The sequence below is a fragment of the Actinomadura sp. 9N215 genome, from assembly GCF_044326345.1.
Taxonomy (GTDB): Bacteria; Actinomycetota; Actinomycetes; order Streptosporangiales; family Streptosporangiaceae; genus Spirillospora.
On record NZ_JBIRBA010000004.1, the window covers coordinates 260,893 to 283,166 of the forward strand.

20 protein-coding genes are annotated in these 22,274 nt (G+C 71.5%); 5 read left to right on the forward strand and 15 right to left on the reverse strand.

What is annotated here, in order from left to right; translation table 11 throughout:
• Positions 1-9: 9 nt before the first annotated feature.
• The 14 genes from ACH34T_RS09370 to ACH34T_RS09435 form a co-directional block, all read right to left on the reverse strand.
• A complete protein-coding gene (locus tag ACH34T_RS09370) occupies positions 10-2,313 on the reverse strand; it encodes a beta-ketoacyl synthase N-terminal-like domain-containing protein (protein WP_395991604.1) in 2,304 nt (767 codons plus the stop codon).
• Between the two features lie 12 nt (positions 2,314-2,325).
• Positions 2,326-3,585, reverse strand: coding sequence for a beta-ketoacyl-[acyl-carrier-protein] synthase family protein (locus ACH34T_RS09375; RefSeq protein ID WP_395991605.1), 1,260 nt, complete (start codon positions 3,583-3,585; stop codon positions 2,326-2,328).
• Entirely contained in the window at positions 3,582-3,956 is a 375-nt protein-coding gene (locus ACH34T_RS09380) for a 3-hydroxyacyl-ACP dehydratase FabZ family protein (protein ID WP_395991606.1), read from the reverse strand. Before ACH34T_RS09380 ends, ACH34T_RS09375 begins: the two co-directional genes overlap by 4 nt.
• Complete coding sequence (locus tag ACH34T_RS09385) at positions 3,953-5,197, reverse strand: beta-ketoacyl-[acyl-carrier-protein] synthase family protein (RefSeq protein WP_395991607.1); 1,245 nt, start codon at positions 5,195-5,197, stop codon at positions 3,953-3,955. The genes ACH34T_RS09380 and ACH34T_RS09385 overlap by 4 nt, the downstream gene beginning before the upstream one ends.
• A complete protein-coding gene (locus ACH34T_RS09390; RefSeq protein ID WP_395991608.1) occupies positions 5,197-5,643 on the reverse strand; it encodes a hypothetical protein in 447 nt (148 codons plus the stop codon). The genes ACH34T_RS09385 and ACH34T_RS09390 overlap by 1 nt, the downstream gene beginning before the upstream one ends.
• Positions 5,628-6,110: a holo-ACP synthase gene (gene acpS / locus ACH34T_RS09395; protein WP_395991609.1), complete on the reverse strand. Its 483-nt coding sequence runs from the start codon at positions 6,108-6,110 to the stop codon at positions 5,628-5,630. Before acpS ends, ACH34T_RS09390 begins: the two co-directional genes overlap by 16 nt.
• A complete protein-coding gene (locus ACH34T_RS09400; RefSeq protein ID WP_395991610.1) occupies positions 6,107-6,880 on the reverse strand; it encodes an SDR family NAD(P)-dependent oxidoreductase in 774 nt (257 codons plus the stop codon). Before ACH34T_RS09400 ends, acpS begins: the two co-directional genes overlap by 4 nt.
• Position 6,881: 1 nt before the next feature.
• Positions 6,882-7,286: an acyl carrier protein gene (locus ACH34T_RS09405; protein ID WP_395991611.1), complete on the reverse strand. Its 405-nt coding sequence runs from the start codon at positions 7,284-7,286 to the stop codon at positions 6,882-6,884.
• A 172-nt stretch (positions 7,287-7,458) separates the two neighbouring features.
• Positions 7,459-8,418, reverse strand: coding sequence for an ACP S-malonyltransferase (gene fabD, locus ACH34T_RS09410; protein WP_395991612.1), 960 nt, complete (start codon positions 8,416-8,418; stop codon positions 7,459-7,461).
• 76 nt (positions 8,419-8,494) lie between these two features.
• Positions 8,495-9,529, reverse strand: a complete 1,035-nt coding sequence (locus ACH34T_RS09415; RefSeq protein ID WP_395991613.1) for a ParB N-terminal domain-containing protein — start codon at positions 9,527-9,529, stop codon at positions 8,495-8,497.
• Positions 9,530-10,101: 572 nt separating this feature from the next.
• On the reverse strand, positions 10,102-10,575 hold the full coding sequence (locus tag ACH34T_RS09420) for a carboxymuconolactone decarboxylase family protein (RefSeq protein ID WP_395991614.1): 474 nt from the start codon (positions 10,573-10,575) through the stop codon (positions 10,102-10,104).
• A 215-nt stretch (positions 10,576-10,790) separates the two neighbouring features.
• Complete coding sequence (locus ACH34T_RS09425; protein ID WP_395991615.1) at positions 10,791-11,468, reverse strand: peptidylprolyl isomerase; 678 nt, start codon at positions 11,466-11,468, stop codon at positions 10,791-10,793.
• Positions 11,469-11,546: 78 nt separating this feature from the next.
• Positions 11,547-12,554: an alpha/beta fold hydrolase gene (locus tag ACH34T_RS09430; protein ID WP_395991616.1), complete on the reverse strand. Its 1,008-nt coding sequence runs from the start codon at positions 12,552-12,554 to the stop codon at positions 11,547-11,549.
• 40 nt (positions 12,555-12,594) lie between these two features.
• Positions 12,595-13,659, reverse strand: coding sequence for a substrate-binding domain-containing protein (locus ACH34T_RS09435; protein WP_395991617.1), 1,065 nt, complete (start codon positions 13,657-13,659; stop codon positions 12,595-12,597).
• Positions 13,660-13,724: 65 nt separating this feature from the next.
• On the opposite strand from ACH34T_RS09435, the gene ACH34T_RS09440 reads away from it, so the two are divergent.
• Complete coding sequence (locus ACH34T_RS09440) at positions 13,725-14,162, forward strand: MarR family winged helix-turn-helix transcriptional regulator (protein WP_395991618.1); 438 nt, start codon at positions 13,725-13,727, stop codon at positions 14,160-14,162.
• 65 nt (positions 14,163-14,227) lie between these two features.
• Here ACH34T_RS09440 and ACH34T_RS09445 read toward each other — a convergent pair whose 3' ends face one another.
• Positions 14,228-15,043, reverse strand: a complete 816-nt coding sequence (locus tag ACH34T_RS09445; RefSeq protein WP_395991619.1) for an N-acetylmuramoyl-L-alanine amidase — start codon at positions 15,041-15,043, stop codon at positions 14,228-14,230.
• A 215-nt stretch (positions 15,044-15,258) separates the two neighbouring features.
• Between ACH34T_RS09445 and ACH34T_RS09450 the strand changes: the two genes are divergently transcribed.
• The 4 genes from ACH34T_RS09450 (at position 15,259) to ACH34T_RS09465 (ending at position 22,270) form a co-directional block, all read left to right on the forward strand.
• Positions 15,259-16,599: an erythromycin esterase family protein gene (locus tag ACH34T_RS09450; protein ID WP_395991620.1), complete on the forward strand. Its 1,341-nt coding sequence runs from the start codon at positions 15,259-15,261 to the stop codon at positions 16,597-16,599.
• 297 nt (positions 16,600-16,896) lie between these two features.
• Entirely contained in the window at positions 16,897-18,420 is a 1,524-nt protein-coding gene (locus ACH34T_RS09455; protein ID WP_395991621.1) for a cellulose binding domain-containing protein, read from the forward strand.
• 442 nt (positions 18,421-18,862) lie between these two features.
• The gene (locus ACH34T_RS09460; RefSeq protein ID WP_395991622.1) at positions 18,863-20,458 is read left to right on the forward strand and encodes a chitinase; all 1,596 of its coding nucleotides are present in this window, start codon (positions 18,863-18,865) and stop codon (positions 20,456-20,458) included.
• A 45-nt stretch (positions 20,459-20,503) separates the two neighbouring features.
• Positions 20,504-22,270, forward strand: a complete 1,767-nt coding sequence (locus ACH34T_RS09465; RefSeq protein WP_395991623.1) for a chitinase — start codon at positions 20,504-20,506, stop codon at positions 22,268-22,270.
• Positions 22,271-22,274: the final 4 nt, after the last annotated feature.

Sequence of the window (22,274 nt, forward strand, 5' to 3'; positions counted from 1 at the left end):
CCCTGGTGGTCAGCCGTCGATGAGCAGGGCGATGTGGGTGCCGCCGAGCGAGGAGCTGAGCACCAGCGCCGGGCCCGCCGTGTGCCCGCGGCGCAGGCTGAGCGAGGCGAGGACGGCGTTCAGCGCCCCGCCCGCGCCCATCGGCTCGCCCAGCCGCCGTTTCGGCGCGAACTCCGCGACGTCCGGGCCGAGGACGCGCCTGACCGCCGCGGCCTCCGGACGGTCGGCCGTGCGCAGGCCGGCCGCGGACGTCCACACGGATCCGACGTCGGCTGCGGCGAGACCGGCCGCGTCCAACGCGGTGCGGATCGCGCGCTCCACGCCGCGGCCGCGCAGGTCCCAGCGGCCCGGGCCCCGCCCGTCGGACGCGATCCCGTAGCCGAGGACCTCCGCGTACGGCGACGCTCCGCGCCTGAGCGCCGCCGTACGCCGTTCAAGGACCACCGCGATCCCGGCCTCGGCCAGCCCGAAGCCGGTCTCCGGGGCCAGCGCGCCGAGACCCCGGTAGGCGTCCACGACGGTGCCGGTGAGGCTGTCGGCGCCGACGGCGATGATCCCGTCGGCGCGGTCCGCTTCGAGGAGGTCGCGCGCGTAGACCAGCGCGCCGGACGAGGCGGCGTGCCCCGTCGTGACCGTCGACGTCGGCCCGATCGTGCCGAGCCGCATCGCGACCTGCCCTGCGGCGGCGTTGTAGACGGTGTTCGGGAAGACGGCGGGGTTCGCGGCCCGCGGGCCGTCCTCGAAGAGGGGGCGCGAGAACCGTTCCATCGCCTCCATCGGCCCGACCCCGGTCCCGAAGATCACGCCGACGCGCTCGCGGTCGGCGTCGTCGAGGTCCAGCCCGGCGTCGGCGAGGGCGTGTGCGGACGCGACGACCGACAGCACGCCGAGCCGGTCCATGCGGCGCCGGTCGCGCGGGGTGAGGAGCCCGTCCGTCTCGACGGAGGCGCGCCCCAGCCGGACACCGTCCTCCTCGGACGTGCAGTCCCGTCCTTTGGCGAAGGCGTCCCACAGGGCGTCCAGGTCCGGGCCCGCCGAGGTGAGCGCGGCCAGACCGGTGATCACGACGCGGTCGGTGGCGGGCGGCGGCGGGGTCTCGTCCCGGCCGCGGGTGAATACGACGGACGCGTTGGCGCCCGCGAACGCGAAGTTGTTCGAGACCGCGACCGACATCCGGACAGGGCGGGCCGTGTTGGGCACGTAGTCGAGATCGCAGTCCGGGTCCGGTTCGGTGAAGTTCGCGGTCGGCGGCGCGATCTGCTCCTCCAGGGCCCGCGCCGTCACGATGCCCTCGACGGCCCCGGCGGCGCCGAGCAGGTGCCCGATCATCGACTTGGTGCTGCTCACCGGGACGGCCTTGGCCGCGTTGCCGAGCCCCAGCCGGGTGGCCCTGGTCTCCGCCGGGTCGTTCTTCGCCGTCCCGGTGCCGTGGCTGTTGACGTAGCCGACGTCCTCCGGCGCCACGCCCGCCGCGCCGAGCGCGACCTGGATCGCGCGGGCCGCGCCCCGGCCCTCGGGGTGCGGGGCCGTCGCGTGGTAGCCGTCGGCGGACAGGCCGTACCCGGCGACCTCGGCCGTGCACGGCAGGCCGAGCGACTCGGCGAGGTCGTGCCGGACGAGCAGCATCATCCCGCTGCCCTCGCCGAGGGAGAGGCCCAGCCGGTCCTTGGAGTAGGGCGCGGCCGGCTCGGGGGACAGCGACTCCAGGCAGTTGAACCCGGCGAACAGCACGTCGGAGAGCGCGTCCGTCCCGCCCGCGAGGCAGGCGTCCGCCCGGCCGAAGCGGATCAGGTCGGCGGCGTAGCCGATCGCGTTGGCGCCCGCCGCGCAGGCCGTGTCGACGGAGAGCACCGGGCCGAGCACGCCATGGGCGCCCGCGGCGGCCTCCGCCAGCGCCTGCGGCGGGACGAAGAGCGCGAGCCGCGGATCGGCCTGCGTGCCGTCCAGCCGGGCCCGGTACCAGTGCTCGCCGCTGATCAGCCCGGCGTTGCACGTGCCGAGGACCAGCCCGACGCGCTCGGGCGGCACCGCCTCCCGGACGCGCGGCGCGGCGGCCAGCGCCTCCGCGGTGGCGGTCAGCAGGAAGTCGAGCGCCCTGTCCCGGTAGCCGGCGGGGTAGCCGGCGTCGGCGGACGGTTCGCGGTGCCGCCGGATCTCACCGGCGACGCGCGTCCGGTAGCCGTCCATCGGCAGGTGCTCCACCGGGCGGATCGCGACCCGTCCGGCCCTGGTGCCGTCCCAGAGCTCGCGCGCGGTCCCTCCCTGCGAGGTGATCGCACCGAGCCCGACGACGGCGACGCGAGGATACGACATGTTCATCAACTCCTAGACCGATCGCAGGGCGAGCACGGCGTTCTGGCCCTCCAGCCCGCGGGCCACGGCCAGCGCGGCGGAGACGGGAAGTTCGCGGGCCGTGCCGGGGACCCAGTCGAACTCGCAGCCGGGCCGCGTCCGCTCGTGGTTGAGGGTGGGCGGCACGGCGCCCTCCCGGACGGCCAGCGCGGCGACCGCCGCGTTGAGCGCTCCCGCGCCGCCGACCAGATGTCCCGTCGCGGGTTTGACGCTGCTGGCCGCGGGGCCGCGGTCGCCGAACACCGTGCGCAGGGCCCTTGCTTCGCTGAGGTCGCCCAGCGGTGTCGCGCTGCCGTGGGCGGCGACGTAGCGGACGTCGTCCGGCGCCGTGCGCGCGTCGTCGAGCGCCCGGCGCAGCGCGCGGACCAGGCCACGTCCGTCGGGGTGCGGGGTGGCGAGCTTGTGCGCGTCGCCCGCGTTGCCGTAGCCGGAGACCTCGGCGTAGATCCGCGCCCCGCGCGCGCGTGCCGTCTCGTACTCCTCCAGCATCAGGAACGCGGCGCCCTCGCCGAGCACGGCGCCGTCGCCGTCGCGGTCGAACGGCCGGAACGCCTCCGCGCCCCGATCGCTGGCGCCGCTCAGCACGCCGAGCGCGTCGAACGACGACATCGGCCACCACCACACCGGGTCGTCGGACCCGCCGGCGATCGCGCGGTCGGCCTCGCCCCGGCGGACGGCGCGGAACGCCCGCCCGACCGCGGTCAGGCCCGCCTCGGACGTCCCCGCGTAGTAGGTGTTCGCGCCCTTCAGCCCGAACGCCGCGGAGATGTAGAACAGGGACGCGCCCTGGAGGCCCTCGACGTAGAACAGGGGGTGGAAGAGGGAGATGTTCGTGCCGACCTTGGCGACGTCGAACTTGCCGCCCTCGGTGGACGCCACGACCGCGTCGACCAGTTTGTCCAGGTCGGAGACCTCCTTGCTGCCGCCCGCGTAGACCGCGGTGCGCTCGGCGTCCAGCAGCCCGTCGAGCCCGGCGTCCTGGACGGCGAGCGCCGCGGCGCCGACCGCGAACTGCTCGTTCCGGGTCATCTTCCTGGCGCTGCGCCGGTCGGGCAGCGTCTTGGGGTCGAAGCCGGTGGCCTCGGCGGCCAGCCGGGTCCGCAGCGAGGACGCGTCGAACGTCGTGACGGGTCCGATCCCGCTGCGCCCGTCGAGCAGGCCGCGCCAGTTCTCCCCGGCGCCCGTGCCGAGCGCGCTGATCACACCGATCCCGGTGATGACGACCCGCTTCATGACCGCACCATCCGCAGGGCTCCCGCGCTGGTGACGACCCTGCCGTCGACCCGGACCGCGGATCCGAGCACCGCCGTGGCGTCGCCGTGCTCCATGATCTTCACCTCGATCTCCATCTGGTCGCCCGGCTGGACGAAGTGCCGGTAGCGGACCCGGTCGGCCCCCGCCAGCCGCCAGTGCGCGCCGTCCTGCCCGCCGAGCAGGACGCCTGCGAGCTCGCCCATGCTCGCGAGCACCAGCACGCCCGGCAGGACGGGACGGCGGGGAAAGTGCGTGTCGAAGATCGCCAGCGTGTGCGGGACGTTGCGCAGGGCCGTGGCCCGTTCGCCGGGTTCGATCGAGACGATGCGGTCGAGCGTCGGCGGTCTCATGACGCCTCCCTGAGGATGAGCGCGCCGTTCGTCCCGCCGAACGCGAACGCGTTGGCCACGACCGCCCGCACCGGCGTGCGCCTGGCCCGGTGCGGGACGTAGTCGAGGTCCAGCTTCGGGTCGGGGACGTCCAGGTTGACGGTCGGCGGGACGACGCCCGTCCGGATCGCCTGCACGCCGACCAGCGCGTTCAGGGCCCCGGACGCGGCGGTCAGGTGCCCCGCCATCGACTTCGGCGCGGTCACCGCGACCCGGTCGGCGTCCGGGCCGAGGACCGCGCGGATCGCGTTCGTCTCGCACAGGTCGTTGCCCGGCGTGCTGGTGCCGTGCGCGACGACCACGTCGACGTCGGCGGGGCCGAGCCCGGCGTCGTCGAGCGCCCACCGCATCGCCTGGATAGGACCGTCCCCGCTTGGCGGGGCGTCGGTGATCCGGTAGGCGTTCAGGCTCGTGCCGTAGCCGGCCAGCTCGGCGAGGACCGTCGCGCCGCGCTCCCGCGCGGACTCCAGGTCTTCCAGGACGAGCGTCACGGCGCCCTCCGCGAGGACGAACCCGGCCCGGTCCTTCGCGAACGGACGCGACGCGTGCCCGGGGTCGTCGTTGGCCTCGGCGAGCGCGCCGAGGAGCGTGAAGCCGAGCACGTCCAGCCAGGTGGTCAGGGCGTCGAAGCCGCCCGCCACCATGACCTTGGCGTCGCCCTCCTGGATGTGCCGGAAGGCCTCGCCGATCGCGTGCGTGGACGCCGCGCAGGCGGTGCTCACGCCGACCATCGGGCCTTCGAGGCCCCAGCGGCGGGCCATGGCCTCGACGCCGAGGTTCTGCTGGCGCGCCAGCAGGCTGGTCGGCGCCTGCGCGATCACCTCGCCGCGCGCCCTGGCCGCCATGACCTCGGCCAGCTCCTGCTGCTCGGGCCGGCCCGCGCTGGCGCCCATCGCGATGCCGCGCTCCTCGGGCGCGTAGCCGCCGAGGTCGCCGGCCTGGCGCACGGCCTGGTCCGTCGCCGCGAAGCCGAAGCTGGCGGCGCGGCTGAAGTGCCGGCCGAACCCCGGGGACGGCAGGTAGGGCTCGACGTCGAAGTCCTTGACCATGCCCGCGATCCGGACCGGGAAGTTCTCCGCGTCGAACGTGGTGATCGGGCCGATCCCGCTGCGTCCGGAGACGAGCCCGTCCCAGGTGGCCGCGGTGTCGTTGCCGAGCGGCGTGACCGCTCCGACGCCCGTGACGGCGACTGCTCTGTCCATCAGGAGGCCTCCCTCGTCAGCCGGCGCAGCATCACTTCCGTCTCCGGGGCGCCTTCGAGGTCGTCGGCGTCGATGAGCGCGCACATGATGTCGTCCGCGCGCAGCACGGACCGGTCGCCGACGGCGGCGGTGCCGGACAGGACGGCCATCTCCGCGGACATGGTCTCGATCTCGCCGGAGAGCTCCAGCACGTCGCCCGGGACGACGTCGCCGTCGAACCGGACCGAGCCGAGCTGCAGCAGCGCGGCCCGCTTGCGCCGTCCCGTGCTGGCGACGATCAGCCAGGTCGCGGCCTGGCACAGCGACTCCAGGACGAGCGGCGGGGACATGACCGGCCCGCCGGGCGACTCGTCCCAGATCTCCTCGCCGGCCGAGGTCAGTTTCCGTCCGCGGACGCTCTTGCCCGCCTCGTAGTCGTCGATCCGGTCGATCAGGTGGAACCGCACGGTGCGCCTCCCCCGGTCCAGACGGTCACGACGCCCGCGATCGCGAGCGGTCCCGAGTGCGACAGCGACACGTCGATCCCGGCCAGCCCGCGCCGGTTCGCGCGGGCCGCCACCTCGCCGTGCAGCCGGACGACCGGCCGGCCGAGCGCCTCGTTGACGACCTCGACGTCGGTCCACCGCATCCGCGGCCCGAGCCCGGTGCCGAGCGCCTTGAGCACCGCCTCCTTGGCGGCGAAGCGGCCCGCGAAGTGCACGTCCTGGTCGCGCTTGCGGCGGCAGTAGGCGATCTCGCGGGGAGTGAACAGCTCGTGCACGCCGCCCGGATGGTCGGCCAGCAGCCGCCCGACCCGCGCCACCTCGGCCAGGTCGACGCCGACCCGGACGTCGCAGCCGCCCGCCCGAGCTGTTTCACCCGCCGTCACCGGCTCACTTGAGCCGCGCGACGACACCGGCTCGTCCGTCCTCACCAGCTCACCCGCCCGAGGCCGAGCTGGCCGCCGACGCCGCCGTCCACCGGCAGCAGCGTGCCGGTGAGATACGCGGACCGGGACGAGGCCAGGTACAGCACCGCCTGCGCGACGTCCTCCACCGAGGCGAAGTCGCGCATCGGGATCTGCTTCTTGATGGACTTGCCGCCGTCCTTGTCCAGGAGCCCGGCGACCAGGTCGGTCGGCGAGAACCCGGGGAGGACGGCGTTGACCCTGATGCCGAAGCGCGCCAGCTCGACCGCGCAGCAGCGGGTGAAGGCGTTGATCGCGCCCTTGGACGCCGCGTAGTTGGCCTCGCCCGTCCAGCCGCGCTCGCCCATCATCGACGACATGTTCACGATGACGCCGTCGCGCTGCCCGGCGAAATGTGGTAGCGCCGCCTTGGTGCAGTTGAAGACGCCGCCGAAGTTCACCTTCATGACGTCCAGCCATTCGGCGGGCTCCATCGTGAAGATGAGCGCGTCCTTGGCGATGCCCGCGTTGTTGACCAGCACGTGGAGGCCGCCGAATTCCGCAATGGTCTTGGCGACCGCCGCCTCGGCCTGGGCGGGGTCGGAGACGTCGCCCTGGACGGCGACGGCCCGGCCGCCGGCGTCCTCGATCCGCTCGACGACGTCGAGCGCCGCCTCCTGCCCGCTGCGGTAGTTGACGCCGACCGCCGCTCCCTCGGCGGCCAGCCGCAGCGCGACCGCCCGTCCGATGCCGCGGGACGCCCCGGTGACGAGGGCCACCCGTTCGGTGAGATCCATCTCAGTTCCCGGCGCGCTGCACCACGAGCGCGACCAGGTTGGCCACGGTGAAGTGGCCCATGACCTGCTCGGCGGTGAGCTCGCCCGCGAGCGCGTCGACGTCGATCTGCGGCATGACCTTCTTGAGCTGGGCGAGGCCCTTGGCCGTGATGACCTCGTCCTCGTCCCCGAACTCCTCGTCGGGGATCCCGCCCTGGACGTGCTCGGACAGGTCCGCGGCCTGGATCTTGATGCCGGTCGCGCGCTCCAGCCGGAACAGGATGTCGAGCAGATCGATGGACTCGGCGCCGAGCTCGTCCATCAGCGTGGACTCGGGTGTGACCTCGTCCGTCTCTAGCCCGAGCGCGTCGGCCACCGCCACGAGAACGGCGTCCTGGATATCGGTGATGGTCGTGGTCTGCGTCATGCCCTGCCCCCTGTACGAAGCCTCATGCGGTTCTTCTCTGCGGACCTAGAATCACACGGCCGATCGGCGGGCGCAGCAATTCTCAGCCGTTCATGCATTGCGCGGCGAGAACATTTTGCCGGGCAAGAAAAAAGCGCGGCCGAATGGCCGCGCTCAGGGGAATCCTTTCGGGTCAGATAGGTGTGACGGATGCCATCTCGAAATGTTCGAGCAGTTTGTCGACGCGGCGGGCCTGGCCCGTGCTGTGGACCGGGACGTCCGGGGCGATCTTCATCGCGAAGCCGGACAGCGCGCGCCCCGGGCCGACCTCGACGAAGGTCCGGCAGCCGTCGTCGACCAGCAGCCGCATGGTCTCGGACCACCTGACCGGGCTCGCGATCTGCCGGACCAGGGCCTGCCGCGCCGCACGCGCGGTCGACAGGGGCGCGGCGGTGACGTTCGCGATCACCGGCAGGTCGGGGTCGGTGAAGGGCGCGGCCTCCAGGTCGGCGGCGAAACGCTCGGCGACCTGGGACATCAGGCTGCAGTGGAAAGGCGCTCCCACGCGCAGGCGCACGACGCGGGCGCCCGCGTCCCGGCCGAGCCGCATCGCGTGGTCGACGCCCCGCTCGGTACCCGAGACGACGGTCTGCTCCGGCTCGTTGAAGTTCGCCGGTTCGACCACCTCCCCGGTGTGCAGCCGGGCCTCCGCGCAGATCGCGCCCACCCGGTCGGCCGGCACCCCGATCAGCGCCGCCATCGCGCCCGGGTTCGCCGCGTTGACCTGCGACATCAGCGTGCCGCGCCGGTCGACGAGGCGGAGCGCAGCGGGGAAGTCAAGGGCCCCGGCGCAGACCAGCGCCGAGTACTCGCCCAGGCTGTGGCCCGCGACGGCGTCCGGTTCGAGCCCCGCCGCCCGCAGGACGTCCAGGATCGCCATGCTCACCACGAAGACCGCGGGCTGGGTGTTCTCGGTGCGGTTCAGCTCCTCGGCGTCCCCCTCGAAGCACATCCGGCTCAGGGGTCTGCCCAGGATCTCGTCCGCCGCGTCGAAATAGCGGGCCCGCAGATACGGATAGCGAGCCACCAGGTCTTTCCCCATGCCCGGCTTCTGGGAGCCCTGCCCAGGAAAAAGAAATGCCATGCCGCCCATGAATATGCCTCTCCTCAGATCCGGTGCGCGGGTCCGGTGCGCGGGTCCGGTGCGCGGGTCCGGTGCGCGGGTCCGGTCAGGGCGCGTCGCTCTTGCGCCGTTCGAGCGCCAGCGCGAAGTCCTGCCATTCGTCCCGGCAGGAGAACGCGACGTCGATCATCACGTCGACCCAGTAGCGCGGAATGTTGTCGACCAGGTGCTTCCACTCGCCGCAGTTCCCGGCGTTGGCGTCGAGCCACTGGACGAAGGCGCGGCCCCAGTCGGCGTACCGGATCGTCGGATCCTTGACCACCTGGTGCCGCACCGAGGGCCAGGAGACCTCGCCGCCGCCGTTCCTGCTCCGGGCCCGGCCGCGGTTCCGGCTCTGGCGGGGCGCGGCGGGCGGCTCGGTGATCTCCTCGCCGCCGGGAACCGGGCTCTGCCCGCGGCAGAGCCGCTGCCGGACGTCGTGCGCGGTGCCGAGCGAGAGGCCCGACTCCTTGGCGACCTGGCGGAGCGGTGTGTCGGGCCGGGCGCGGATGATCTCCGCCGCGCGGCGCCGCGCCTCCGTGGTGCCGGCGGGACGCAGCCGTCCGTCCAGGCCGGCCCGCGTGTTCAGCTGTCCGATCTGGCCAGTTGAACGCTCCCGGATCGCGCCCACCGTGCCGGGCGCCAGCCCGACGGTCCGCGCGATGGAGCGATCCGACCAGCCCGGATACGAGGTGATCAGCCGTTCGGCCGCGGCGTTCCGGTCGGCTCGCGTCAGCGGCAGCCCGTGCTCCGCGTTGGCCTGGACGGCGAGCAGGAACGCCTCCCGCTCGTCCAGATCGACCAGCACGGCCTCCATCGTGCTCTCGCCGCGCAGCTTCGCCGCCGCCACGCGGTGCAGGCCGTCGATGACCCGCATCGTCCTGCGGTTGACGAGAATGAGCGGAAGGTCTCCCGATAACTCGACTAGCAGGCGAATGTGTGCGTCGCTCTCCCCGGAAAGACGTGGGGAGTCCCCGTGCACGATCTCGCCGATGGAAATGTGCTCGATGACATACTCGTAGCCATGCAGTAGCCGTTGATTGTCTGCACCGAGAAATTCCCCGTTCGCGATCTTGTGAAGACTTCTCACATTCGCGGACATGTGTTCACACCCTTCAAGCTCGAAGAACTGCCCCCAGATCCGATGAGCAGGTGCGCCAAACCGGTCGACCGCCGCCCCGTCGGCGGCCTAATGGCACGCCGAACGGCGGTTGGGAGCAACCTTGCATGCCGAGATTGCCGGACGCAAGTGTCACCGCGAGGGGTACCAGTGTCAGGGGTACGCCCCTTCAGGACCCGCTTCGAGGCCGCGACCGGAAATGTGACCTGGCGATTTCCGAGTACGGCCGATCGGCGACCGTAACGCTATGTGGTCAATGGATCGCACATCGGATTTCCGGCGATCGCCGAACGGCCTCGGCGAGGTGCGGACCGGCGGGCGGCCGGAAAACAAATTGCAGAGACCCGGCCGTTGTCGGCATAATGCCGCCGATCGCGCCGGCACGGCGGACGTCGTGCGGCGTTCAGGCCGCTCGGCCCGGAGGACCGCGTCCGCGGACCATTCCACGCCGGCCGGCCGACCACGGGGGTGGTGTTGCGGGCACGTGCGAAGGCCCCGCCGAATCGGGACGCCGGCGAGGCCTCGGCTGTTCGGCGTTCACGCCGTCCTTCCGCTCACCCCCACTGGCCGGGCCGGTAGTCGCCGGCGGGCTGCCGGACGAGGACGTTCACCCGGTTCCAGGCGTTGATGAGGGCGATCTCGGACACCAGCGCGGCGAGCTGGTCGTCGTCGTAGTGCTTGGCGGCGTTCGCCCACGCGTCGTCGGTCACGCCGCCCGCGGCGTCGGCGATGCGGGTTCCCTGTTCGGTCAGTTCCAGGGCGGCGCGCTCGGCCTCGGTGAAGACCTTCGCCTCCCGCCAGGCCGCGATCAGGTTGAGGCGGACCGAGGTCTCCCCGGCGTGCTCGGCGTCCTTGGTGTGCATGTCGACGCAGACTCCGCAGCCGTTGATCTGGCTGGCGCGGATGTGCACCAGCTCCCGCGTCGCGGCCGGCAGCGCCGAGTCGGACAGGACCTTGCCCGCCGACTGGATGTACTTCATGTACTTCGCCGCGATGGGAATGCCGTGGTAGTCGATACGGGCGTCCATGGTGGCCTCCTTGGAGCGTCGGCTGTCTCACCCTCCTGACGACGCAGCCCGGCCGGATGTGAGGCCGAGACCCTCCGCACGGCGGCCGGCCACCGCCACCGGGCGGCGTCGGCGTAGTTCGTGCCCTCGGAGATCCAGATGAAGCGGCCCCGATCGCCGATCCCGCCGAGCCGGGGAGCGCGGCACGCGCCCGGGGAGCGCGGCACGCGCAGGGGTCAGCCGCGGACGAAGACGCGGTGGATCTTGACCGGCTTGGCGGGCTCGCCGTCCTCGGGCCCGTTCGGGCCGGGGATGATGCCGCCCTTCACGATCCGGTCGAGGACCGGGAGGCCCCAGGTGACCTTGCCCAGGACGGTGTACGCGGGCGGGATGTCGGCGCGGGAGTGGACGAGGAAGAACTGGCTGCCGTTGGTGTCCGGGCCCCAGTTGCCCATGGCGACGGTCCCGCGCGGGTAGGTCTCCTTGCCGGTCAGCTCGTCGTCGAACTTGTAGCCGGGCCCGCCCTTCTCCGCCTCGTAGATGTCGCCGCACTGCAGGACGCCGAGCCGCTTCGAGTTGGTCAGCCGCCAGCACCGCGTGCGGTCGTAGAACCGCTGCCGGGTGAGGCTCGCGAAGTTGTGCACCGCGCACGGCGCGTTCCCCCGGTTCATCCGGATGGCGACGGGGCCGAAGTTGGTCACCAGGACGACGTCGACCTCGCCGTGGGCGCGGGCCTTGGACCGGGGCGGGCGCACCGGCTTCGCGGGCGGGTTGTCGGGCGTGGGGGTGAACACGCACCGGACCTTGTGCCCGCCGCCGGCGGGGGACGCCGGCGACGCCTGGGCGGCGCCCGCGGGCAGGAGCGCGGCGGCCAGGGCGGCGGCCAGCGTGACGACGGTCCAGCGCGGTCTCATAGCGCCCCAACGTAGTGATCACCGCGGCGGCGGGGTAATGGCAAATCCCGACGAAAGCGGAGCCGCCGGCGCGGGAGATCAGCGGGCGAGGAGCTCCTTCAGGGCGGCGTCGATGAACGCGGTGTCGACGGGGTTGCTGCCATGGCCCGCGAAGTGGCCCCAGACGCTCGGGATGACGCGGAGTTCGGCGCCGGGGATGTGCTGGACGGCCCACGCCTCGTCCTCGGGCGGGAAGTACAGGTCCTTCTCGCCGGGCATGACCAGCGCCTTGGCCTTGATGGACGCGAGGGCCGCCTTGGTGTCCCCGTCGAAGCCGGGGGTGCGGCCGACGTCGGAGTTCTGCCACGTCCACAGCATGGTGAGGAGGTTGTTGGCGTCGCGGTCGTCCAGGAAGAAGCCCTCCCAGAAGCCGACGAGGAAGTCTTCGAGCGAGCTGTAGCCGAGCTGCTCGTAGAGGCGGTCCCAGTAGAACGCCTGGGAGAAGCCCCAGCCGGCGTAGACGCGGGCGGCGGCGCGGAGGCCCCTGGTGGGCGGGCTGGTGTACCAGCCGTACTCGAACGCGGCGTCGGCGGTGAGCGCGGCCTTCACACCTTCGAGGAACACGAAGTTGTGGAGGCTGCAGCGGGACGAGCCGCAGAACGGGGCGATGCGGTCCACCATCTCGGGGTGGCTGACGGCCCACTGGTAGGTCTGCCCGGCGCCCATGGACCAGCCCGTCACGAGGGGCAGGCGTTCGATGCCGAAGTGCTCGGTGACGAGACGGTACTGGGCCTCGACGTTGTCGTACATGGTGACGTTCGGGAAGCGGGCCCGGTCGTAGGGGGGCGGGGTGTTGCTGGGCGAGCTGGACAGGCCGTTGCCGAGCATGTTCGGCACGATGATGAAGTAACGGGCCGGGTCCAGCGCCATGCCTTCGCCGATCAGCCACTCGTTGTCCTGATGACGGCCCGAGTACCAGGTGGGGTAGACGATCGCGTTGCTCTTGTCGGCGGCCAGGTCGCCGTAGGTCTCGTAGGTCAGCTGCGCCCCGCGCAGGGTCGCGCCGCCCTGCAGGACGAAGTCGCCAAGGTCATAGGTCGTGGCCATAAGCCCCCCTTAGTTCCTGCTGAAACTATTTCGTGCGGAATCAATGGTCAAGGGGGTCGCGGGGAAGCTGGTACAGCACGTCGAACTCCAGGCCGTCGGCGGCGGCCAGGAACACCTTCTGCCGCAGGTGCCGGTCGCGGACCTCGACCGGGCCGCGCGGCCCGTCGTAGCCGAGGCCCTCGGAGACGGCGGTCATCCGGCGGACGTCCGGGTCGCCGCCGCTGCGCCGGAACAGCTCGGCCAGCAGCCGCACGCCCTCGTAGCAGGACTCCCCCATGCTGTTGAGCGGCGGCGCCTGCGGGCCGAAGCGCCGGTGGTAGCGGGCGCCGAAGTCCAGCCCGTCGCCGGTCGGGAGCGTCTCGAAGAACCCCGCCGCGGCGAACAGGCCGCGGGTGCCCTCCACGCCCGACGCGAGCAGCATGTTCTCGTCCATCAGCGGGCTGAACCGCAGCTGCTCCAGGCCAGCCGCGCCGAACGCGCGGTTGAATGCGACCGCGTCGTCGCCGACCAGCAGCATGAGGACGGCCTCGCACCCGCTCGTCTCGATCCTGCGCAGCGGCTCGCCGAAGTCCTGCGTGCCGAGCCGGACGTAGATCTCGTCGCACAGGACGGCGTCCTGCTCGGCCAGATAGGACCGGACGGCCCGGGCCGTGCCGCGCGGCCAGACGTAGTCGTCACCGACGATCGTCCAGCGCCGGATGCCCAGCTCGGACGCCAGCCACCGCAGCGCGGGACGGAGCTGGCGCTCGGGCGTCTCGCCGGTGAGGAAGACGCCGGGCGAGCGCTCGCCGCCCTCGTAGAGCGCGGTGTAGACGTACGGGACGCGGCCCGCGATGCGCGGGACGAGGCGCTGCCGGACGGTCGAGACGTGCCAGCCGGTGACCGCCTGCACGGCGCCCGACCCGACCATCGCGCCGACCTGGTCGGCGACCCGCGCGGGCGGCGCGCCGCCGTCCACGACGGTCAGCCGGAGGCGGCGGCCGAGCACGCCCGCCTCCTCGTTGATCTCCTCCTCGGCGAGCCGGGCGCACAGCTCGGCGGAGGGCCCGAAGAGTCCCGCGGGCCCCTGACGCGGCACCACCAGGGCGACGCCCAAGTCGTCCATATCCGGGACGTTAGTGGATGCTCGCCCAAAATAGTTTCGATGAGACGGTAATCTTGTGTCTCGCGATGACTACAACAGGTATGGCGCAGGACGAGCTGGACCTGCCGCGGGTGCTCGCGCGGGTCGAACGCGGCATCGCCGCCAGGCTCGCCGCCGCGCTGAAGACGGCCGGCTCCACCGTCGAGGAATGGCGCGTGATCTCCCTGCTCGCCGACGGCGCCGGGCACACGATGACCGAGATTGCCGATTTCGCCCTGCTCCCCGCGCCGACGCTCACCAAGGTGATCGACCGACTGGTGTCGGCGGGGCTGGTGTTCCGGCGCGTGGACGACGCCGACCGGCGCAGGGTACTGGCGTTCCTGTCCGAACATGGCCGCGCGTCTTTCGACCGGCTGACCACCGCGATCGAGGACGAGTGGCGCCGCGTGCAGGACACCGTGGGCCAGGAGGAACTGGCGCTGCTGCGCGTCCTGCTGACCAGGATGTCCGCGCGGCTGGCCTGACCCGACTCTTTCTTCAGAAAGGAATACTTCCCGAAGAAAGTATCCAAGGTCGGCGGAGACCGAGGTCAGCGTAGGTAGGTCTCGAAGCCCGCGGCCAGGGCCTCGGCCATGCGCTGCCGGAACGGGGCGCTGGACAGCTTGGCCGCGTCCCCCGGGTTCTGCATGTTGCCGCACTCGATGAACACGATCGGCACCGTGGACATGTTCAGCCCGCCGAGGTCGCCGCGCCGGTCCAGGCCGTCCTGCCCCCGGTAGGTCGAGTAGGGGATGCCGGTGCCGGAGCGGTACGCGTCGCGGACCGCCGTGCCGAGCCTCCGGGACGGCTCGACGATCGGCGCGTTCCTCCCCACGGCCACCGGCTCGATGACGTGGAACCCGTGCCCGGCCGGGTCGGCGCCGTCGGCGTGGATCGACAGGGCGGCCTCGGCGCGCAGCCGGTTGCCGATCTCCGCCCGCTCGGTGACGCAGGGCCCGACGCCGGTGTCGTCCTTCCGCGTCAGCGTCACCTGGGCGCCCCGGTCGCGCAGGATCCGCGCCAGCCGTTCGGCGACGTCCCAGGTGAAGGCGTGCTCGCTGTAGTCGTCCCGCGTGCTGGTGCCGACCGTGTTGCAGGCCTTGTAGCCGTTGCCGATGAACACCTTCTTGTTGATCTCGTCAGGGTGGTCGGCGTTCCCGCCGTTGTGACCCGGATCGATGACGATGACCTTTCCGCTCACCGCCGACCCACCGCCGCCGGTCGCGGTGGACGCCGGCGACCCGCCGGTGGTCGCTGTGGCCGGGGACGACGGCCGGTCGTCGTCGGAGGACCCTCCGCACGCGGCCAGCATCGCGAGGCACAGCCCGGCCCCGGCGGCCGCAGGCCCGCACCCATGAATCCGCACCGCGCCACCCCCCGTGACGGCTCGCCACCCCTCTGACAATCTGCGCAGCGCGAGGTCGCCTAAACAACCCGGGCCGCGGGCGTCGTGGTCGACGTACTCCCGGCGGCGTAGCCGGCGTGCAGCCCGCTGGGGGATGTCCGGGCCTGGACGGAGACGCGATCGTTGCGGCGGCATCGAGCGGGGGGCCTGGGGTTCCCCAGAAAGGCAGGGCTCTCATGAACCGTCGGATTCGCGCTCTCACGTGGCTCGCCCCGGGTGTCGGCATCGCGGTGCTGCTCGGCGGCGCGCCCGCGGCGAACGCCGCCCAGCCACCCCAGTCAGCCCGGCCGTCCCAGCCGCCCGGGTCGGTGGAGCGGTGGATCGCGCGGCAGGCCGTCCCGCTGGCGACCGCCGACCCGTCCGCGCCGCTGGACGACCTGGCCTCCCTCCGCCGGTCGGTCGGGGACGCGGCGGTCGTCGGGCTCGGCGAGTCGGTGCACGGGACGGCGGAGCAGACCGCGCTCAAGCTGCGCGCCCTCCGCTTCCTCGTCGAGCGGATGGGCTTCCGCTCCCTCGCCTGGGAGGAGGACTGGACGATGGGGCTCAAGATCAACGAGTACGTCCGGACGGGGAAGGGCGATCCGGCCGCGCTCGTGCGGGAGATGAGCCCCCAGTATCAGAACCGGGAGGTGGCGGACGTCCTGCGGTGGCTCCGCGGCTACAACGCCGGTCGCCAGGACGGCGACAAGGTCGAGTTCGTAGGCGTCGAGTACTACTTCACGCGCCCGTCGGCCTACGACGCGATCAAGGCCCAGGTCGCGAAGACGGCCCCGGAAAGGCTCGCCGACCTGCGGAAACACAAGGTGGTCCGCCCGTGGACGTCGAACATGCTGAAGTACACCACCTGGTACCGCGAGACGGTGCAGGACAAGCACTCGTACGTCCGGCACGCCCGCCAGGTGTACGACCTGGTGAAGCACCTCCCGGACGGAGGCCGCGACCACAGGCTGGCGCTGCACCACGCCCGGCAGATCGTGTCGTTCTACGAGCACTTCGTCCTGGAGTTCAACGAGGCCAACGCCTACCGGGACGCCCACGCCGCGGGGAACCTGGCGTGGTGGCGCGGGCACAGCGGCGGCGACAGGATCGTCTACTGGGCCGCGAGCGCACACACGGCGAACGCCCCCGCGCTGCACGTCACCGCCCAGGACGGCCAGGACCTGCGCTACCCGGCCGCCGGCTCGCACCTGCGGCGCCGGTACGGCGGCCGGTACCGGTCGATCGGCTTCACCTTCGACCACGGCGCCGCGCTCCTCGGCCCCGGGCGGACGGTCGCCCTCGCGCGTCCGGCGCCGAACTGGTTCGAGCGGCGGTTCGGTGGGGTCGGCGCGGCGCAGTTCGTCCTGGACCTGCGCGCCCCCGCGCCCGCGCCGGTACGCCGCTGGCTGAGCGCGCCCACTGTGACCAGGGGACTCCCGTATTTCGGGCCGGATTCGATCACGACCGGAGGCGCGCTGTCGGAGTGGTTCGACGTGATCGTCCACCGCCAGGAGGTCTCGCCGGCGGGTCCGGCCTGATCTTGCCCAAGGATCGGGGCCTTCGTTGGCGAGAAGTGCCGACATTCTCCTGGTGCCGGTGTGGTTCGGTCCATTAGCTGGGGTGGGCTGAGCTGGGGCGGCGGCCCGCCGGCGGGACGGGGTTGCCGGGCGGCGGCGGGCTGGTTACCGTTCAGTCGATTAAAAGGAAAGTTTCCTATCAGATCAGAGGTCCCACCCGTGCCCCGCTCGCCCCCCGCCAGCCCTCCGCCATGCCGTACGACGTACCTCGGGGTTCGGGGGATTCCCGCCTGTTCCATCTCCTTCCCGGGAGTGACATTGAGAAGACTTCGCCCTGGCCTCCTCTTCACCGCCCTCTTCGCCCTCGTCCTCGCCCTGCTCGTCCCGACTCCGGCCAACGCCGCGACGACGGCGACGGCGACCTTCACCAAGGCCGCGGACTGGGGCTCGGGCTACGAGGCCAAGTACACGATCACCAACGGGACCGGCTCGGCGATCTCGGGCTGGAAGGTCGAGTTCGACCTCCCGTCCGGCTCGACCATCGGCTCCTACTGGGACGCGCTGCTCAGCCAGTCCGGGCAGCACGCCACCTTCACGAACCGGAACTACAACTCGGGCATCGCCGCCGGCGCGTCCGTGTCGTTCGGGTTCCTCGTCAACGGTCCCGGCGCGCCGGCGAACTGCACCATCAACAGCGGTTCCTGTACCGGCGACAGCACGCCGGGGGCGCCCTCCGCGCCCGGCGACGCGTCCGTGACCGGCAAGACGAACAGCTCCCTGACCCTGTCGTGGGCCCCCTCATCCGGGACGGTCACCGGCTACAAGGTCTACGAGGGCTCCAGCGTCCGCGCGACGGTGAACGCCACGAGCGCCACCCTCTCCGGGCTGGAGACCTGCTCCAACCACACCTACACGATCAAGGCGTACAACGACGCCGGCGAGTCCGGGGGAACCTCGGTGTCCGGCACGACGGACGGCTGCGTCACGCCGGCCGTCGGCAAGCACGCCGCTCCCTACCTCTACCTGGGCTGGGGCAACCCGCCCGACCCGGTCACCGTCATGAAGGCGTCCGGGACCAACATGTTCACGATGGCGTTCATCCTGGCGCAGAACGGCTGCAACCCGGCCTGGGACAGCCAGCGTCCGCTGAAGGGCGGCGTGGACGAGCAGGCGATCGCGAAGATCCGCGCGGCCGGCGGTGACATCATCCCGTCCATCGGCGGCTGGTCCGGCAACAAGCTCGGCCCGAACTGCTCGACGCCCGAGGCCCTGGCCGGCGCCTACCAGAAGGTCATCGACGCCTACGGCCTGAAGTCGATCGACGTCGACATCGAGAACACCGACGAGTTCGAGAGCCCGGCGGTCCAGGACCGGATCCTCGGCGCGCTCAAGATCGTCGAGCAGAAGAACCCCGGCATCCAGACGATCCTGACGCTCCCGGTCCTCAGCAGCGGGCCGAACTCGTGGGGCAAGCGCCTCATCGACCGCGCTGCCGAGCTGCAGGTTCCGGTGGACATCTGGTCGATCATGCCGTTCAACTTCAACGGCCACTCGGACATGTACGGCAACACCGTCAAGTCGTCCGAGGGACTCAAGGAGACCCTGAAGGCCGCCAACAAGTGGACCGACGAGGTCGCCTACACGCACATGGGCATCTCCGGCATGAACGGCCGGTCCGACGTGGGCGAGATCACGACCCCCGCGATCTGGACCCAGATCCGTGATTGGTCGAAGTCCAAGGGTCTGTCCCGGCTGACGTTCTGGGCGGTCAACCGCGACCGTCCCGGCAGCGGCACCGACCAGACCGACTGGCAGTTCTCCAAGATCACAGCCGGTTTCTGACCATTCCCCAGGCGGCCCGCGTCCCAGCTCCGGGGACGCGGGCCGCACCCTTTCGCCCCGCCGAGCCGGACGACGGACGACGGGCCCCGGCTACCCGTTCCACCACCGATTGGCGCACGTGGGTGGTTTTCCGGCTACCGGCCCGCATGGGCTAATTGGCGAGAATGGCCATCAGATGAGGCCAGGCTCAGGCAAGTAGTGCCGATATTCGGGAGGGCCCGCGCTGGTTCGGTGTTCAAGCTGGGGTGGTTGCCCTATGCAGGTGGAGGAGGTTCGGGAAAGGGCTTGCCCAGGTCACGGTCGCTCGTTACCTTGCTCTAAAACTGATAGGAAACCTTCCTATCGATTAGCGATCTAGAGACAACAGGCGATCTAGAGACAAACAGTGTGACCTACTCGGGGTTCGGGGGAATCCGCCAGCTTCCTACCGATGGAGTGAGAGTTGCGCCCCCACGCAGACTTGCGCCCCCGTTCCGTTCTCGGTGTTCTCGCCGTCCTCCTCGTCGCGCTCCTCGCGCCGCTCGGCGGGGCCTCCCCCGCCCGCGCCGACGCTCCCGCCGCGACGTTCAGCAAGCCCTCCGACTGGGGCTCCGGCTGGGAGGGGCGCTTCACGCTCACCAACGGGTCCACCGCGGCGATCAACGGCTGGAAGGTCGAGTTCGACCTGCCGGCCGGGACCACTGTCGGCTCCTACTGGGACGCCCTCCTGACCAAGGACGGCCAGCACCAGGTGTTCGAGAACCGCGACTACAACGCCGCGGTACCGGCCGGCGGTTCCGTCACGTTCGGATTCCTCGGGAACGGTCCCGGCGCCCCCGTGAACTGCACGTTCAACGGCGCCCCGTGCGCGGGCGGCGACACCGGCAACCCCGGTGAGCTCGGCGCGCCCGGCACCCCGGCGGTCACCGCGCGGACCGAGACCTCGCTGACGCTCGGCTGGCAGGCCGCCTCCGGAACGCCCACCGGCTACCACGTCTACGAGGGCTCCGACCTGCGGGCCACCGTCAGCGGCACCACCGCCACGATCGGCGGCCTCGCGAAGTGCTCGACGCACAGCTACACGGTCAAGGCGTACGACGCCGACGGCGAGTCGCCCGCCAGCACCGCCGTCACCGGCACGACCAGCGGATGCGTGAGCAGCGCGCTGCCCAAGCACTTCCTGACCGGCTACTGGCACGACTTCGTCAACCAGGCCCGGCCGCTGAAGCTCTCCCAGGTGCCCGACCAGTACGACGTCGTCGCGGTCGCGTTCGGCGAGTCGACGAGCCGCTTCGGCGAGGTCAGCTTCAAGGTCGACCCGGGTCTGGCCAAGGCGGTCGGCGGCTACACCGACGAGCAGTTCAAGGCGGACGTCAAGGCGCTCCAGGCCAAGGGCAAGAAGGTCATCCTGTCGGTCGGCGGCGAGAAGGGCGCCATCTGGGTCGGCAACTCCGCCGCGGCGGAGCTGTTCACGAACTCCATGGCCGCGCTGATCGCCGAGTGGGGCTTCGACGGCGTCGACATCGACCTGGAGAACGGCATCAGCCCGCAGTACATGGGGCAGGCGCTGCGCGCCCTGCGCGCCAAGGCCGGCAGCGAAATGATCATCACGATGGCGCCGCAGACGGTCGACATGCAGTCCACCGGCGCGGCCTACTTCCAGCTCGCGCTGAACATCAAGGACATCCTCACGGTCGTCCACATGCAGTACTACAACTCGGGCACAATGCTCGGCTGCGACCAGCAGGTGTACTCGCAGGGAACGCTGAACTTCATGACGGCGCTGGCGTGCATCCAGCTGGAGAACGGGCTGCGTCCCGACCAGGTGGCGCTGGGACTGCCGGCGGGCGCGGGCGCGGCGGGCGGCGGAGTCGTCCAGCCGGGGCTGGTCAACAACGCACTGGACTGCCTGGCCAAGGGCACGAACTGCGGGTCCTTCAAGCCGTCCAAGACGTATCCGGACATCCGCGGCGCGATGACCTGGTCGATCAACTGGGACGTCTCGAACGGCGGCCGGTTCGCCGGGACCGTCGGCCCGCACCTGGACACGCTGCCGTAACCGGTCCCGCTTCCGTAGCCGGACACGCCTCGCAGAGGGACGGACATGAAGAAGATCTGGGCCCCGGCGGTTCTGACCGCCGGGCTGCTCGTCGGGCTCCCGAGCCCGGCGAACGCAGAGAACGTGCTGGCCAACGCCGGTTTCGAGAACGGGTCGCTGAGCGGCTGGACGTGCGCGGGCGGCGGTTCCGTGGTGACCGGCCCGGTGCGGACGGGGTCGTACGCTCTCGCGGGCGGCGTGACCGCCGGAAGCACGGGCCAGTGCACGCAGACGGTCAGCGTCCAGCCGAACACGGCGTACTCGCTGTCGGCCTGGGTGCGCGGCAGCTACGTGTACATGGGCGTGACCGGCGGGGCGTCCACGTGGACCCCGTCCGCGTCCGACTACACCAGGCTGTCGGTCTCGTTCACGACCGGCGCCGACCAGAAGACCGCGGAGATCTTCCTGCACGGCTGGTACGGCAACGGCGCCTACCACGCGGACGACGTCGTCCTGGACGGCCCCGGCGGCGAACCCCAGCCCGGCGTGCCGGGCGCGCCCGCCGGCCCCAAGGTCGGCGCGGTCACCGACGACTCGATCGCGCTGTCGTGGGAGCCCGCCAGCGGGACCGTCACCGGCTACCGCGTCTACGAGGGCTCCACCGTCCGCGCGACCGTGACCGGGACGAGCACCACCATCTCCGGCCTCGCGGCGTGCAGCTCGCACAGCTACACCGTCGCCGCCTACAACGACGTCGGCGAGTCGCCCAAGTCCGTGCCGGTCGGCGGCCGGACGGGCGGCTGCGCCGACACCGGGATCCCGAAGCACGCGCTCATCGGCTACCTGCACGCGAGCTTCGCCAACGGGTCCGGCTACATCCGGATGGCGGACGTCCCGGACGCGTGGGACGTCATCGACCTCGCGTTCGGCGAGCCGACGTCGGTCACGTCCGGCGACATCCGCTTCAACCGGTGCCCGGTGAGCGAATGCCCGAACGTGGAGAGCGAGGAGGAGTTCACCGCGGCGATCCGCGCGAAGCAGGCGCAGGGCAAGAAGGTGCTGATCTCCATTGGGGGCCAGAACGGCCAGGTGCAGCTCACGTCGGCGGGCGCGCGGGACGCGTTCGTCCGGTCCGTCTCGGCGATCATCGACAGGTACGGGCTGGACGGCCTGGACGTCGACTTCGAGGGCCACTCGCTCTACCTCAACAGCGGCGACACCGACTTCCGCAACCCCACCACCCCGGTGATCGTGAACCTGATCTCCGCGCTGAAGACGCTGAAGGCCAAGTACGGGCAGGACTTCGTCCTGACGATGGCGCCGGAGACGTTCTTCGTGCAGGTCGGCTACCAGTTCTACGGCGGCGCCGGCGGCGGGGACGGCCGGACGGGCTCCTACCTCCCGGTGATCCACGCGATGCGGGACGACCTGACCATCCTGCACGTCCAGGACTACAACTCGGGACCCGTGATGGGGCTCGACGGCCAGTACAAGAACATGGGCGGCCCCGAATTCCACATCGCGATGACCGACATGGTGAAGGCCGGATTCCCGGTCGCCAAGACCGGTCACACGTTCCCCGGGCTGCGCCCCGACCAGATCGGCATCGGGCTGCCCGCCGCGGTCAGCGCCGGCAACGGCCACACCCCGCCCGCCCAGGTGCACCAGGCGGTGAACTGCCTGGTCAAGGGGACGGGCTGCGGCTCGTACACGCTGCGCGGCGGGACGTCCCCCGCGCTGCGCGGGCTGATGACCTGGTCGATCAACTGGGACCGCTACTACAAGTGGGAATTCATGAACGCCCACGAGCCATTCCTCAACGGCCTCCCGTAGGGCG

What these genes read in the sequence shown, in the direction of transcription:
- ACH34T_RS09405 (WP_395991611.1), bottom strand. Translation starts at nt 7,286, where the DNA reads ATGACGCAGACCACGACCATCACCGATATCCAGGACGCCGTTCTCGTG.
- ACH34T_RS09465 (WP_395991623.1), top strand. Translation starts at nt 20,504, where the DNA reads ATGAAGAAGATCTGGGCCCCGGCGGTTCTGACCGCCGGGCTGCTCGTC.
- ACH34T_RS09400 (WP_395991610.1), bottom strand. Translation starts at nt 6,880, where the DNA reads ATGGATCTCACCGAACGGGTGGCCCTCGTCACCGGGGCGTCCCGCGGC.
- ACH34T_RS09370 (WP_395991604.1), bottom strand. Translation starts at nt 2,313, where the DNA reads ATGTCGTATCCTCGCGTCGCCGTCGTCGGGCTCGGTGCGATCACCTCG.
- ACH34T_RS09415 (WP_395991613.1), bottom strand. Translation starts at nt 9,529, where the DNA reads ATGTCCGCGAATGTGAGAAGTCTTCACAAGATCGCGAACGGGGAATTT.
- ACH34T_RS09430 (WP_395991616.1), bottom strand. Translation starts at nt 12,554, where the DNA reads ATGGCCACGACCTATGACCTTGGCGACTTCGTCCTGCAGGGCGGCGCG.
- ACH34T_RS09375 (WP_395991605.1), bottom strand. Translation starts at nt 3,585, where the DNA reads ATGAAGCGGGTCGTCATCACCGGGATCGGTGTGATCAGCGCGCTCGGC.
- ACH34T_RS09380 (WP_395991606.1), bottom strand. Translation starts at nt 3,956, where the DNA reads ATGAGACCGCCGACGCTCGACCGCATCGTCTCGATCGAACCCGGCGAA.
- fabD (WP_395991612.1), bottom strand. Translation starts at nt 8,418, where the DNA reads ATGGGCGGCATGGCATTTCTTTTTCCTGGGCAGGGCTCCCAGAAGCCG.
- ACH34T_RS09420 (WP_395991614.1), bottom strand. Translation starts at nt 10,575, where the DNA reads ATGGACGCCCGTATCGACTACCACGGCATTCCCATCGCGGCGAAGTAC.
- ACH34T_RS09425 (WP_395991615.1), bottom strand. Translation starts at nt 11,468, where the DNA reads ATGAGACCGCGCTGGACCGTCGTCACGCTGGCCGCCGCCCTGGCCGCC.
- ACH34T_RS09440 (WP_395991618.1), top strand. Translation starts at nt 13,725, where the DNA reads ATGACTACAACAGGTATGGCGCAGGACGAGCTGGACCTGCCGCGGGTG.
- ACH34T_RS09435 (WP_395991617.1), bottom strand. Translation starts at nt 13,659, where the DNA reads ATGGACGACTTGGGCGTCGCCCTGGTGGTGCCGCGTCAGGGGCCCGCG.
- ACH34T_RS09385 (WP_395991607.1), bottom strand. Translation starts at nt 5,197, where the DNA reads ATGGACAGAGCAGTCGCCGTCACGGGCGTCGGAGCGGTCACGCCGCTC.
- ACH34T_RS09450 (WP_395991620.1), top strand. Translation starts at nt 15,259, where the DNA reads ATGAACCGTCGGATTCGCGCTCTCACGTGGCTCGCCCCGGGTGTCGGC.